At 65.5% G+C, this 14,251-nt stretch carries 12 protein-coding genes; all 12 read left to right on the top strand.

Translation table 11 applies throughout. The features are described from left to right. Positions 1–7 precede the first annotated feature (7 nt). A complete protein-coding gene (locus AvAM_RS10615) occupies positions 8–445 on the top strand; it encodes a DUF2147 domain-containing protein (RefSeq protein WP_137747016.1) in 438 nt (145 codons plus the stop codon). Between the two features lie 67 nt (positions 446–512). Beyond that, positions 513–2,915 (top strand): 3-hydroxyacyl-CoA dehydrogenase/enoyl-CoA hydratase family protein, encoded by a 2,403-nt coding sequence (locus AvAM_RS10610; protein WP_137747015.1) that lies wholly within the window; start codon positions 513–515, stop codon positions 2,913–2,915. 11 nt (positions 2,916–2,926) lie between these two features. Next, the gene (locus AvAM_RS10605; RefSeq protein WP_137747014.1) at positions 2,927–3,436 is read left to right on the top strand and encodes a DUF4442 domain-containing protein; all 510 of its coding nucleotides are present in this window, start codon (positions 2,927–2,929) and stop codon (positions 3,434–3,436) included. 15 nt (positions 3,437–3,451) lie between these two features. Continuing rightward, positions 3,452–4,651, top strand: a complete 1,200-nt coding sequence (locus AvAM_RS10600) for an acetyl-CoA C-acyltransferase (protein ID WP_137747013.1) — start codon at positions 3,452–3,454, stop codon at positions 4,649–4,651. A gap of 277 nt (positions 4,652–4,928) precedes the next feature. After that, on the top strand, positions 4,929–5,816 hold the full coding sequence (locus tag AvAM_RS10595) for an alpha/beta fold hydrolase (RefSeq protein ID WP_137747012.1): 888 nt from the start codon (positions 4,929–4,931) through the stop codon (positions 5,814–5,816). 27 nt (positions 5,817–5,843) lie between these two features. Continuing rightward, entirely contained in the window at positions 5,844–6,713 is an 870-nt protein-coding gene (locus tag AvAM_RS10590) for an acyl-CoA thioesterase II (protein WP_137747011.1), read from the top strand. A 75-nt stretch (positions 6,714–6,788) separates the two neighbouring features. After that, a complete protein-coding gene (locus AvAM_RS10585) occupies positions 6,789–7,565 on the top strand; it encodes an enoyl-CoA hydratase (protein ID WP_137747010.1) in 777 nt (258 codons plus the stop codon). 993 nt (positions 7,566–8,558) lie between these two features. Continuing rightward, a complete protein-coding gene (locus AvAM_RS10575) occupies positions 8,559–9,317 on the top strand; it encodes a TetR/AcrR family transcriptional regulator (protein WP_137747009.1) in 759 nt (252 codons plus the stop codon). A 16-nt stretch (positions 9,318–9,333) separates the two neighbouring features. Beyond that, positions 9,334–10,254 (top strand): SDR family oxidoreductase, encoded by a 921-nt coding sequence (locus tag AvAM_RS10570; RefSeq protein WP_137747008.1) that lies wholly within the window; start codon positions 9,334–9,336, stop codon positions 10,252–10,254. Continuing rightward, the gene (locus AvAM_RS10565) at positions 10,251–11,864 is read left to right on the top strand and encodes an acyl-CoA carboxylase subunit beta (protein WP_137747007.1); all 1,614 of its coding nucleotides are present in this window, start codon (positions 10,251–10,253) and stop codon (positions 11,862–11,864) included. Before AvAM_RS10570 ends, AvAM_RS10565 begins: the two co-directional genes overlap by 4 nt. Before the next feature lie 23 nt (positions 11,865–11,887). After that, positions 11,888–13,018 carry a DNA alkylation repair protein gene (locus tag AvAM_RS10560; protein WP_137747006.1) on the top strand — a complete coding sequence of 377 codons (1,131 nt, stop codon included), beginning with the start codon at positions 11,888–11,890 and terminating at the stop codon, positions 13,016–13,018. 53 nt (positions 13,019–13,071) lie between these two features. Further along, positions 13,072–14,250: an acyl-CoA dehydrogenase family protein gene (locus tag AvAM_RS10555; protein ID WP_137747005.1), complete on the top strand. Its 1,179-nt coding sequence runs from the start codon at positions 13,072–13,074 to the stop codon at positions 14,248–14,250. The last annotated feature ends 1 nt before the right edge of the window (position 14,251 follow it).

Below are 14,251 nucleotides of genomic sequence, written 5' to 3'. Positions count from 1 at the left end.
AGCGCCTATGTATAAAGCGGTAGCAGCTATTGTTTTTGTAGCGTTTGCGGCGCCCGCATGGGCACAGGCAACGCCCGAAGGCCTGTGGCGCAACATCGACGACAAGACCGGCGAGGCCAAGGCCGAAATCCGCATCCGCGACATTGGCGGCGGCGTGCTGAATGGAGCGCTGGAAAAGCGCCTGTCCAAGGACGCCAAGCCCGATGAGGTCTGCGACGAATGCTCGGACGACCGCAAGGGCAAGCCCATTCTCGGGCTGGAGATCATCCGTGGCGCCAAAAAGGCCGACGGCAAAGAAGTGTGGGAAGGCGGCAAGATTCTCGACCCCGAGAACGGCCGCAACTACACCCTGCGCATGACACCCATCGAGGGCGGCAAGAAGCTCGAAGTGCGCGGTTCGATCGGCCCGTTTGGCCGCACGCAAACCTGGATCCGCGTCCAGTAAACCCCATTCCCGTGGCCTTGCGCACCCCGTGCGGAGTTGCGCAGCGCCCCAACCAGGAACCCAACCCATGTCCCGATTCCAAGTGAAAAAAGTCGCCGTGCTCGGCGCAGGCGTGATGGGCGCGCAGATTGCCGCCCACCTCGTCAACGTGAAGGTGCCCGTGGTGCTGTTCGACCTGCCTGCCAAGGAAGGCCCCAAGAACGGCATCGTCACCAAGGCCGTAGAAGGCCTCAAGAAGCTCAAGCCCTCGCCCCTGGGCGTGGCCGACGACGCGGCGCTGATCCAGCAGGCCAACTACGAAGAGCACATGCACCTGCTCAAGGAATGCGACCTCGTGATCGAGGCCATTGCCGAGCGCATGGACTGGAAGCTCGACCTGTACACCAAGATCGCGCCCCACGTGGCCAAGCACGCCATCCTGGCGTCCAACACCTCGGGCCTGTCGATCACCAAACTGAGCGAAGTGCTGCCTGAGAGCATCAAGCCCCGTTTCTGCGGCATCCACTTCTTCAACCCGCCGCGCTACATGACGCTGGTAGAGTTGATCAACACCCCCACCACCCAGCCTGAAGTGCTCGACCAGCTCGAAGCCTTCGTCACCAGCGGCCTGGGCAAGGGCGTGGTGCGTGCGCACGACACGCCCAACTTCGTGGCCAACCGCGTCGGCATCGCCGGCATGCTGGCCACCATGAAGGAAGTCGAAAACTTCGGCCTGACCTACGACGTGGTGGACGACCTCACCGGCAAGAAGCTGGGCCGTGCATCGAGCGGCACCTTCCGCACCGCCGACGTGGTGGGCCTGGACACCATGGCCCACGTCATCAAGACGCTGCAGGACAACCTGAGCATCGAGACCGATCCGTTCTACGAAAGCTTTGGCACGCCCGCCGTGCTGAAGAAGCTGCTGGAACTGGGCAACCTGGGCCAGAAGACCAAGGCCGGTTTCTTCAAGAAGGTCGGCCGCGACGTGATGCGCTTCGAGCTCGAAAGCGAAGAGTACGTGCCTGCTGGCCAGAAGGCCGACGAGGTGTACGGCCGCATGCTGAAGAAGCCCGCCGCCGAACGCTTGCGCCTGCTGCGCAACGCCGAAGGCGCGCCCGGCCAGTTCCTCTGGGCCATCCTGCGCAACAGCTTCCACTACGCAGCCGTGCACCTGGGCACCATCGCCGACAACGCGCGCGACGTGGACCAGGCCATGCGCTGGGGCTTCGGCATGAAGCAAGGCCCCTTCGAGCTGTGGCAGGAAGCCGGCTGGCTCGAAGTCGCCAAGATGATTCAGGAAGACATCGACGCTGGCAAAGCCCTGTGCAAGGCACCGCTGCCCGAGTGGGTCTTCAAGGGCCCCGTGGCCGAAGCCGGTGGCGTGCACACCGCGCAAGGCTCGTGGAGCGCGTCGCAGGGCAAGTTTGTACCCCGCCGCGAGCTGCCCGTGTATCAGCGCCAGATCTTCCCCGAGGCTCTGCTGGGCGAGACAAGCCTGCCCGACTGGCGCACTGCTGGCACGACCATTGCGGAATCCAAGGCCCTGCGCACCTGGACGCTGGACGGCCAAGTGCTCATCGCCAGCATCAAGAACAAGATGCACGCCATCAGCCCCGAAGTGATGGAAGCGCTGATGGAAGCCTTGGAGCTGGCCGAGGCCGAGTACCAGGGCATGGTCATCTGGTCCGGCGATGCACCGTTCAGTGTGGGCGCCGACCTGGAAGCCACCATGCCTGCCTTCATGGTCGGCGGCGCCGATGCGGTGGAAAGCATCGAGCAAGAGTTGCAAAACCTGATGCTGCGCATCCGCTACGCGCAGGTGCCCGTGGTGGCTGCCATCCACGGCATGGCGCTGGGCGGTGGTTGCGAGTTGGCCGTGTATTCGGCCAAGCGTGTGGCGCACATGGAAAGCTACATCGGCCTGGTGGAAGTGGGCGTGGGCCTGGTGCCCGGCGCGGGCGGCCTGACCTACATCGCCCGCCGCGCGGCCGAGAACATGGCTGCTTCGACGAGCAAGGACATCCTGCCCTTCCTGACCGAAGGCTTCACCGCTGCGGCCATGGCCAAGGTGGGCACCAGCGCCATTGAATCGCGCAAGCTGGGCTTCCTGCTGGAGTCCGACATCATCGTTCCGCACAAGGACGAACTGCTGTTTGTCGCCATCAACGAAGCCAAGTCCATGGCTGCCAGCGGCTGGCGTGCGCCGCACAAGCGCCTGTTCCCCGTGGCAGGCCGCAGCGGCCTGGCCACCATCAAGGCGCAGCTGGTGAACATGCGCGACGGCGGCTTCATCAGCGCCTATGACTTCAAGGTCAGCACCATGATCGCCGAGGTGGTCTGCGGCGGCAACGTGGATGCCGGTGCCCTGGTGAGCGAGGAATACCTGCTCACGCTGGAGCGCAAAGTGTTTTGCCACCTGATCGCCCAGCCCAAGACGCACGAGCGCATCCTGGGCATGCTGTCCACCGGCAAACCGGTCCGCAACTGACCGGTATCACCATGACGAGCCAAGCCCCCAACAAACTCCAGCGCTCGCTGATGCGCCTGGACGAGGCACCCGCCTTCATGCGCGGCTTCGTGCAGAACATCATCCTGCGCCGGGCCGTGCCGTTCACCGGCACCGCCGGGGTGAAGTTCGTGTCGCTCACGCCCGAGCGTGTGGAAGTGCATCTCGCCAACGAGCACCGCGTGCACAACCACATCGGCGGCGTGCACGCCTCGGCCATGAACCTGCTGGCCGAAACGGCCACCGGCATGGTCGTGGGCATGAACGTGCGCGACGACTGCATCCCACTGGCCAAGGAGCTCTCCATGGCGTTCAAGAAGCGCGCCACGGGCGGCCTCAAGGCCGTGGCCACGCTGACGGCCGAGCAGCGCGCCGCCATGTTAGCCAGCGACAAGGGCGAGGTGCAGGTGAAAGTCACCGTGACCGACGAAGCCGGTGTGGAGCCGGTCGAATGTGTATTTACGTGGGCCTGGGTTCCTTCCAGCCGCCCCCCCAAGAATTGAAGGAGTTTCATCACCATGGCTCAAAAACAAGTCCAGGACGCCTACATCGTCGCCGCCACGCGCACGCCCATCGGGCGCTCGGGCCGCGGCTATTTCAAGAACACCCGCCCCGACGATCTGCTGGTCGCAGCCATCAAGAGCGCGATGACCCAGGTTCCCACGCTGGACCCCAAGGCGATTGAAGACGCCATCATTGGCTGCTCGTTCCCCGAGGGCGAGCAAGGCATGAACATGGCCCGCATCGCCGTGGGCCTGGCGTTCAACCACCCCGTGGGCGGCGTGACGGTGAACCGCTTTTGCGCATCGGGCATCACCGCGCTGCAGATGGCTGCCGACCGCATCCGTGTGGGCGAGGCCGATGTACTGATCGCCGGTGGCGCCGAGTCCATGAGCCTGGTGCCCATGGGCGGCAACAAGCCCTCGTTCAACGCCGAAATCTTTGCGCGCGACGAGAACGTGGGCATCGCCTACGGCATGGGCCTGACCGCCGAAAAGGTCGCCCAGCAGTGGAAGGTGAGCCGCGAAGCGCAGGACGCGTTCGCCCTCGAATCCCACCTGCGTGCCATCAAGGCACAAAAGGCGGGTGAGTTCACCGACGAAATCACGCCCTTCGAGGTCGTGGAGCGTTCGCCCAACCTCGCCACCGGCGAAGTGGTGGAAAAGCGCCGCACCGTGAGCCTGGACGAAGGTCCCCGCCCCGACACGTCCCTGGAAGGACTGGCCAAGCTCAAGCCCGTGTTTGCCGCACGCGGCAGCGTCACGGCGGGCAACAGCTCGCAGACCAGCGACGGCGCGGGCGCCCTCATCGTGGCCAGCGAAAAGGCGGTGAAGCAGTTTGGCCTGACGCCCCTGGCGCGATTTGTGAGCTACGCCGCACGTGGCGTGCCGCCGGAGATCATGGGCATTGGCCCCATCGAGGCGATTCCTGCGGCGCTGCGGTATGCGGGGCTCAAGAGCGACGACATTGGCTGGTATGAGCTGAACGAAGCGTTTGCGGCGCAGTCGCTGGCTGTGATCAATACGCTGGGCCTGAACCCTGCGAACGTGAATCCGATGGGCGGCGCGATTGCATTGGGGCATCCGCTGGGCGCTACCGGTGCCATCCGCGCCGCCACCGTGGTGCATGCGCTGCGCCGTCACAAGCTGAAGTACGGCATGGTCACGATGTGTGTAGGGACAGGCCAAGGCGCCGCCGGCATCATCGAGGCGTTGTAACTGGCTACTGCGCGGGCCATCTGCGTCGTTGGGCGGTGCTCGGAATCCTCACGTACAGGAAGTACGTTCCGGTTCCTGTGCTCCGTCCGCCTAGCAGCTGATCCCGCTCGCTACGCCCTTGAGAGCGGGGTGTGAAGGCAGGGGAAGGGGCGGGCAAGACTTGATTGCTCTCACCCACATCGTTCGGGCTGAGCTTGTCGAAGCCAGGGTTCTGCCCCCTCAGCGATAGTTTTCTTTTCAAGCCGGCGCAGATCGGTTTCGAACCAAGGAGACAGACATGGATAAGCAAACCTTGCAGGTCAACGGGGCGGTGTCTTTGGCACTGCGTGTCTATGAACCCGAGGGCACACCGCGCGCCAGCGTTGTCATCGGCGGCGCGATGGGGGTGCGGCAGTCGTATTACGAGGCCTTTGCGTTGTGGATGGCCCAGCAGGGGTTTCGGGTCACCACGTTCGACTACCGGGGCCATGGCGACTCACTGCAGGGGGCGATGCGCGATGTGAAGGCGAACTTGTTTGATTGGGCGCAGGACTACGAGGCGGTGATATCTGCGGCCAAGGCCGCGCTGCCTGAGCAGCCTTTGTACCTGCTGGGGCATAGCCTGGGCGCGCAGTTGCCTGGCTTGCTCAAGAAGCCCGAGCAGGTCGCTGGCCTCCTCAGCGTGGCGGCGGGCAGCGGCTACTGGCGCGACAACGCGCCGCAGCTCAAGCGCATCGTTCCGTATTTCTGGTGGGTGCTGGTGCCGCTGGCCACGCGGCTGTGCGGGTACTTTCCGGGGCGCACGCTCAAGAAGGTGGGTGACCTGCCTGCGGGCGTGATCCTGCAGTGGCGGCGCTGGTGCCTTGACCCGGCCTACAGCGTCGGTGCCGAAGGGCCTGCGGTGGCGCAGAGTTACGGCGCGGTGCGGTTCCCGGTGCTCGCCTTGTCGATCGCCGACGACGAGCTGATGACCTTGCGCGGCACGCACAACCTTGTCAACCTGTACGCCAATGCCGAACGCCGAGTGGAGAGCATCACCCCGGCCGACCTGCAGGTGCGGCGCATCGGGCACTTTGGTTTCTTCCGCGACCAGTTCCGCCAGAGCCTGTGGCCGCGCGCTGCGGCAGCGCTGGCGGCCCTGGGTGGTAGCGTTCCCCACGGCGAAGTCTCCGGTACGACGGCCTGAGCAGTCGTTTCGCGGCACACTCGCAGCATGACATCCTCTTCATCCACTTCTTCGTCTTCGTCTTCGTCCTCGGCTCGGCACCCGCTGGATGAAGCGCTGCAACTGACGGCCTCGTCCACTGCGACAGGCCAGTACGAAGGGCAGACCCACCCCGGCTACTGGAACATGGTGGGCCCGTTCGGTGGCATCACCGCCGCCACGCTGCTGCAGGCCATCCTGCAGCACCCCGACCGACTGGGCGATCCGCTGTCGCTCACCGTCAACTACGCAGGCGCTCTGACCGCCGGTGCGTTCACCGTGCAGGCCACGCCCGTGCGCACCAACCGATCCACCCAGCACTGGACGCTGTCGATCCTGCAGGCGGGTGATGATGGTGCCCAGGTGGTCACCACCACGGCCACGGCCGTCACCGCCGTGCGGCGCGAGACCTGGAGCGTGGGCGATGTGCCCATGCCCGAAGTGCCTACGCCGTCGGCACAGCCCGCCATTCCCCCCGGCTTTGGCGTGGAGTGGCTCAACCGCTACGAGATGCGCCCCGTCACCGGCGCCATTCCGCGCGAGTGGGACGGCAGTGGCGACCACAGCCTGACCCAGCTGTGGATGCGCGATGCGCCAACCCGTCCGCTGGACTTTGTGGCGCTGGCGGCCCTGGCCGATGTGTTCTTTCCCCGCGTCTGGCTGCGCCGTGCGCGGCACGTGCCGGCAGGCACGGTGTCGATCACGGTCTACTTTCATGCCAGCGCCGCACAACTGCAGGCCACGGGCACGGGCTATCTCCTCGGCCAGGCGCGCGGGCAGGAGTTCCGCAATGGCTTTTTTGACCAGACCGTGCAGCTGTGGAACGAAGCAGGCACCATGCTCGCCACCAGCCACCAGATCGTTTACTACAAGGAGTAGGGAGTCGGCCTGTTGCCCTGCGCCGTGCACCATTCCTCTCGTTCACATCCATCAGACCCCGGAACCTTCACCACCATGACCGAAGCCACCCAAGACATCCTCGTCCATTCCGAAGCGGGCGTGACCACCGTAACCTTCAACCGCGTGGACAAGAAGAACTCGATCACGCGCGACATGTATGCCGCCATGGCCGACGCGCTGGACGCCGCCAAGGCCGATGCTGGTGTGCGCGTGGTGGTGTTCCAGGGCGACATCGCCATCTTCAGCGCGGGCAACGACATTGGCGACTTTTTGCAGCAGCCGCCCGCCACGCAGGACTCGCCGGTGTTCCGCTTTCTGCGCGGCATCGCTACCTTTCCCAAGCCCGTGATCGCGTCGGTGTGCGGCCCGGCCGTGGGCATCGGCACCACGATGCTGTTCCATTGCGACCTGGTCTATGCGGGCGACAACGCGGCGTTTTCGATGCCTTTCGTGAATCTGGGTTTGTGCCCCGAGGCGGCGTCGAGCCTGCTCGTGCCGCAGATGCTGGGCTATCACCGCGCCGCCGAGGCGCTGCTGCTGGGCGAGCCTTTCATGGCTGAGGCAGCGTTGGAGGTGGGCCTGGTGAATCGCGTGGTGCCGCCGACCGAATGCAATGGCGTGGCGCAGGCGCAGGCGAAGAAGCTGGCGGCCAAGCCCTTGTCGTCGCTCATCGAAACTAAGCGGTTGATGAAGGGTGGGCAGACGGCGAAGGTGTTGGAGGTGATGGCGGAAGAGGGCGAGAGCTTTGGGCGGATGCTGCGCGAGCCTGCGGCACGGGAAGCGTTCTCGGCGTTTATGGAAAAGAGAAAGCCAGATTTCAGCGCGGTTTGATCCTTTGAGTTTGAGGATTTTTAGCTGCTGGCGCCTGTCCATCAAGCGCTGGTAGCTATTGTTTTTATAGTATTTTCCTTTTGGACTCAGCCTGCTGAGGCTTGGACTTTCTTTGCGGGCCTGACTGGCTGCTTGAGCGGGGCGCGGGAGCCGTGAGTCGCCCCGGCGGGCGAGGTACTTTTCTTTGCTTCGCCAAAGAAAAGTACCCAAAAGAATGGCGACCCCCAGTCTGCGACCCCTTCGCTGTGCGAAGGGGTAAACCTGCGTCGTGTCGGTTGTGGGGTGCGCCGTGGAACTCGTTTTGCGCTGCGCGCGCCGCTCGGGCAGCCACGGCGAGTCAGAGCACGAGGCATGGGCGCTTCGACGCCCATGCTCACCCCGCAACCGCCCCGCCGCAGGCGCAGCCAGCAGGGGGTGGGGTAGCCAAATATCCAACAGCCGAATAACCACACGGGCCATTGCTTCGCTCGGCCCCGCCCGCGCAGCGCGTGGCGCTTGCGCCCGCGAGAGGGGGCCGAGCGCAGCGCAGCGAAGCAATGGCCCGAATGGATGTCAGCCCCCTGGGTTCCCTTCAGGATGCGCCGAGGAGCGCAGCGGCCAGCCGATCAGGGCTCGCGATTGTCTGAGCGAAGCGAGTTGGAGCGAGACCCCGCTTGACGCGAGCACCGCAGGTTGCCCGCAGCGAAGCGAAGGGACGCAGCCTGTAGGGTCGCCTTTTCTTTGGTGACTTTCTTTTGGCGAAGCAAAAGAAAGCCACTGCGCCGCCGGGCGCACACCCCGGCCTCCGCCCTCAACCCAAGCACACCACCCAAACCAGCAAGCAACAGCTTCGGCACGCTCAGCCCGAACGGCCACCGCCGATCACAAGTCGGCTCGCAATAACGCTCCCTCTCACCTCCAGAAAAGCCCACGCATTAGCACGTCAAGACAGCAAAGATATTTTTACAAAGCACTTGCTTGCTAAAAATAAACGGTTTTGCTATCGTGCTGCATATGGAATCCCCCGTTCGGCGCACCCGTGCCACTGCTCCCGCCGCAGCCACCCCAGCAGCCCGCCCGCGCAAGGCTGCTGCACCTAAGCTGACCGCTGCCTCAGCGGAAGCTGCAGCAACCCCACAAGAACAACCCCGCCGCCCCCGCGGCCGCCCGCGCAAGACGGCCGAAGAGCTGGACGATGGCAACCGCCGCCGCAAGCTCATGGACAGCGCCGCAAAGCTGTTTCTGGACAAAGGCTTTGCGGCTACCAGCACACGCGACATCGCCGCCGCCGTGGGCATGCACAGCGGCTCGCCCTTCTATCACTTCGAAAGCAAAAGCGCGCTGCTGTTTGCCGTGATGAACGAAGGCATGACCACCGCCGTGCAAAGCCAGCAGCAGGCACTGGATACGCTGGCGGCTGCCAACTCCAAAGCCACGGCGCGGGAACGCCTGCGGGTGCTCATCCGCCACCACTTCGAGGTGCTGCTCGGCCCCCACAGCGGGTTCATCCCGGTGATGCTGTACGAATGGCGCTCGCTCACGCCCGCGCAGCGCAAGAGCATTGCGCGCGTGAAAGACACCTACGAGGCTGCATGGATGCCCACGCTGGAAGCACTGGCACGCCAGAAAGCGCTGCAGGCTGACCCCGGTGTGGCGCGGCTGTTCATCTTTGGTGCGCTCAACTGGGCGGTGCAATGGTTTGCGCCCAAGAAGGGCCGGTCGCTCGACGAGCTGACCGAAGACGCATTGAATCTCTTCATCCATTCGGCCTGAAGAAGGAAAGACGGCGATGAGTTCTTCCACGTACCAGTCGGTCTTTGCGCCAGGCCTGTTCGATCGCCAGGTGGTCATCGTCACGGGGGGCGGCTCGGGCATCGGCCGCTGCACGGCGCACGAGCTGGCGCGCCTGGGCGCGCAGGTGGTCTTGGTGGGGCGCAAGCCTGAGAAGCTGCAGGCCGTGGCCGATGAAATCACCACTGATGGCGGCCGCGTGTCCTGGCAAGCCTGCGACATCCGCTCCGAAGATGCTGTGGCCTTGCTGGTGCAGCAGGTGCTGGCCGAGCAGGGGCGCATCGATGGGCTGGTCAACAACGCGGGCGGCCAGTTCATGGCGCCGCTCGAATCCATCAGCGCCAAGGGCTGGGAGGCGGTGCTGCACACCAACCTCACCGGCGGCTTCTTGATGGCGCGAGAGTGCTACCGGCAGTGGATGGCGCAACACGGCGGCTCAGTAGTCAATATCGTGGCTGACATGTGGGGCTCCATGCCGGGCATGGGGCACAGCGGGGCGGCGCGCGCGGGCATGGTCAGCTTCACCGAAACCGCTGCGCTCGAATGGGCGCACAGCGGTGTGCGCGTGAACGCCGTGGCGCCGGGTTACATCGCCTCCAGCGGCATGGACAACTACCCGCCCGAGGCAGGAGACATGCTGCGCGCCATGCCGCGCACGGTGCCGCTCGGCCGCTTTGGCAACGAGGCCGAGGTGTCGGCGGCCATCACCTTTTTGCTCAGCCCCGCAGCCAGCTTCATCAGTGGCACCACGTTACGGGTGGACGGTGCACGACCCCAGGTGCGCATGGGCTGGCCGCAGCGCCCGCCCGGTGCCACTGCCGCAGCACACCCGGCCGTGCGGCCGTTTGATGGCTTCCACCGCGCGCAGGTGCCGCAGGTGTTTGCACCTTCCCGCACCCCCAAGACCGAGGCCGCATGACCGCCGTCTTCACTTCCCGATTCAACCCAGGCAGTGCCGAGGCCCCGCAGCGCCGCGCGGCGCTGCAGGCCCGCCTGGAGGCCCTGCGCGCGCTGGAAGAGCGTGCCGCCGCCGCCTCGGCCCGGTCGCTGCCTCAGTTTGAAAAGCGCGGCCAGCTGCTGCCGCGCCAGCGTGTGGCGCTACTGCTGGATGCCGGTGCGCCCTGGTTGCCGCTGTGCACGCTGGCGGGCTACCTGCAGGACGTGAGAGACCCCGAGAAGTCCGTGCCCGGTGGCGGGATGATTGCTGGCATTGGTTTTGTCAGCGGCGTGCGCTGCATGGTGGTGGCCAGCGACTCGGGCATCGAGGCCGGCGCCATCCAGCCCATGGGCCTGGAAAAGATCTTGCGCGTGCAGGAGATCGCGCTGCAAAACCGCTTGCCGTTTATTCACCTGGTGGAGAGCGCGGGCGCCAACCTCATGCGCTACCGGGTGGAGGGCTTTGTGCATGGCGGCACGCTGTTCCGCAACCTCGCGCGGCTGTCCGCGGCGGGCATTCCGGTGATCACCGTACAGCACGGTTCGGGCACGGCAGGCGGCGCCTACATGCCGGGCCTGTCGGACGTGGTCATCATGGTGCAGGGCCGCTCACGCGCCTTTCTGGCCGGGCCGCCGCTGCTCAAGGCGGCTACCGGCGAGATCGCGACGGAAGAAGAACTGGGTGGCGCCGAGATGCACACCTCCGTCTCGGGCCTGGGCGAATACTTGGCGCAGGACGACCGCGAGGCGATTGGCCTGGCGCGCGATGTGGTCGCGCAGCTGGGGTGGAATATGTCCCCGCGAACCAGCGCACCCGGCCCCACCTTGCCCGACGACGATCTGCTGTCCCTGATGTCCGCCGACCTGCGCCAACCTGTGGACATGCGCGAGGTCATCGCGCGGCTGGTGGACGGCTCCGAGCTGCTGGAGTTCAAGGCCCGCTACGGTGCAGCCACCCTGTGCGCGCAAGGGCGCATCCAGGGCCATGCCGTGGGCTTCATCAGCAACAACGGCCCCATCGACGTGGCGGGCGCGAACAAGGCCACGCACTTCATCCAGTGGATGTGCCAGCTGGGCCACCCCATCGTCTACCTACAGAACACCACGGGCTACATGGTGGGCAAGGACAGCGAGCAGGGCGGCATGATCAAACACGGCAGCAAGATGATCCAGGCCGTGACCAATGCCACCGTGCCACAGATCACCATCCAGTGCGGCGCCAGTTTTGGTGCGGGCAACTACGGCATGTGCGGGCGGGGCTATGCGCCGCGCTTTTTGTTCAGCTGGCCGGGGGCCAAGACAGCGGTGATGGGCGGCGAGCAGGCCGCGCGCACCATGCAGATCGTGACCGAGGCGGCGCTGGCGCGCAAAGGCATCACGCCCGACCCGGCCGAGTCGCAAGCCCAGTTCGACAAGATCGTCGCCATGTTCGAGGCCCAGGCCGATGCGTTCTACACCAGCGGCCTGCTGCTGGACGACGGCGTGATCGACCCGCGCGACACGCGGGCCGTGTTGGCGTTTTGCCTGGATACCTGCGCCGAGGCCCAGGCCCGCACGCTGCGGCCCCTGAGCTTTGGCGTGGCGCGGATGTAAGCGCTTCGCACGCAATCCCTACGATGGCCGAGCCTCTCAAATACCTGCTGAACGAAACCGTGCCCCCGCGCATCGCGGCCATGGTGCGGCGCGCGTGGCGGTCCTTCGACACCCAGGCTTTCTTGCGTCAGATTGAGCCCGGCTACGAATCGCTGGAGCTGATGGCGCGCGGCCAGCGCATCGCCCAGGCCCTGCAGTCGCACCTGCCGCAAGACGTGCCGCGCGCGCTGGGCGTGCTGGTCGATTCGATGGACCCACCCATGGGGTTGGATGCAGCGGGTGAGCCCGATGCGGGTGACCGCCCTTACAGCGCATTTCTGTACCTGCCGCACAGCATGTACATCGGCGCGCAGGGGCTCGCGCATTTCGAGGCGGCCATGGCCGCGCAGCACGCGCTTACCCAGCGCTTTACCGCAGAGTTCTGCATCCGTCCCTACCTGCTGCACCACCAGGGCGGCACGCTCGCGCGGCTGCGCGACTGGGCGCAGGACGACAACGCCCATGTGCGCCGTCTGGTGAGCGAAGGCACGCGGCCCCGCCTGCCCTGGGCGCCACGCCTGCCCGCATTCCAGGCCAACCCGCAGCTGGCCCTGCCGTTGCTCGATGCGCTCAAGGACGACCCATCGTCTTACGTGCGCCGCTCGGTCGCTAACCACCTGGGCGACATCGCCAAGGACCACCCCGATCTGGCCGTAGGCACCGCGCGTGCCTGGCTGCAGGGCGCACCTGCGCCGCGTGAGGCCTTGGTGCGCCACGGCCTGCGCTTTCTCATCAAACGTGGCGACGCTGGCGCACTCGACGCCCTGGGCGTGGGCCATGCCGTGGCGCTGGATGTGCGGTCCGCCCGTGTGGTGCCTGCCCGCGCACGCATTGGCGACAAGGTGCGCATCGAGGCGGAGTTGCACAACCCCACACCCCAGCCCCAGCGAGTGCTGGCCGACCTCAAGGTGCACTACGTCAAGGCCCACGGCGGTGCGGCGCCCAAGGTGTTCAAGCTGCAGACGCTGGACATCGCCCCCGGCGCCACCGTGGCCGTGGGCAAGACGTTGTCGCTGCAGCAGATGACCACGCGCACCCACTACCCCGGCGCGCACCAGGTGGAGCTGGTGCTCAACGGGCGGCCCCAGCCGCTGGGGCAGTTTCAGCTTTCGTGATCGAGGTTTGCAGGCACACCAACACACAAACGCAACAGCAGGAGACAAGCACCATGCAGTTCACGCACGAGCACCGCGAGATCCAGAAGACCCTCAAGCGTTTCATCGACGAAGAGATCAACCCCCATGTGGATGAGTGGGAGGCGGCCGAGATCTTCCCCGCGCACGAGGTCTTCAAGAAGATGGGCAACCTGGGCCTGCTGGGCCTGTGCAAGCCCGAGGAATACGGAGGCCAGGGCCTGGACTATTCGTACAGCCTGGCCATGGCCGAGGCGCTGGGCCACATCCACTGCGGCGGCGTGCCCATGGCGATTGGTGTGCAGACGGACATGTGTACCCCGGCGCTGGCCCGCTACGGCAGCGAGGAGCTCAAGCGCGATTTCTTGGCCCCGGCGATTGCGGGCGACATGGTGGGCTGCATAGGCGTGAGCGAGCCTGCGGCGGGCAGCGATGTGTCGGGCATCAAGAGTGTGGCGCGCAAGGATGGTGACGACTACGTGATCACCGGCCAGAAGATGTGGATCACCAACAGCCTGCAGGCCGACTGGATGTGCATGTTGGTCAACACGGGCGAAGGCCCAGTGCACAAGAACAAGAGCCTGGTGATGGTGCCCATGCGCGATGGCCCTAACGGCAAGCTCACTAAGGGCATTGAAGTGGCGCAAAAGATCCGCAAGATCGGCATGCACAGCAGCGACACCGGGCTGATCTATTTTGACGAAGTGCGCGTGCCGCAGCGCTACCGCATAGGTGCCGAAGGCCAGGGCTTCATCTACCAGATGCAGCAGTTCCAAGAAGAGCGCCTGTGGTGCGCCGCCAGCACCCTCGAATCGCTGAACCACTGCATCCAGTGGACCATCGACTACGCACAGGAGCGCAAGCTGTTTGGCAGCACGCTGGCCGACCAGCAGTGGGTGCAGTTCAAGCTGGCCGAGCTCAAGACCGAGGTCGAAGCCCTGCGCGCACTCACCTACCGCGCCTGCGACCTGTATGTGAACGGGCAGGACGTGCTGGAGCTGGCCAGCATGGCCAAGCTCAAGGCCGGTCGTCTGAACCGCGAGGTGCCCGACACCTGTCTGCAGTTCTGGGGCGGCATGGGCTTCACGCTGGAGAACAAGGTCTCGCGCATGTACCGCGACGGGCGGCTGGCGTCGATTGGTGGCGGGGCCGACGAAGTGATGCTGGGCATCCTCGCCAAGCTCATGGGCATCGCCAAGCGACCCGTGCACTGAC

The organism is Acidovorax sp. NB1, assembly GCF_005405905.1.
Classification (GTDB): domain Bacteria; phylum Pseudomonadota; class Gammaproteobacteria; order Burkholderiales; family Burkholderiaceae_C; genus Acidovorax.
The sequence above is the reverse complement of the archived record's forward strand: the minus strand, read 5'-3'. Positions and strand labels throughout refer to the sequence as shown.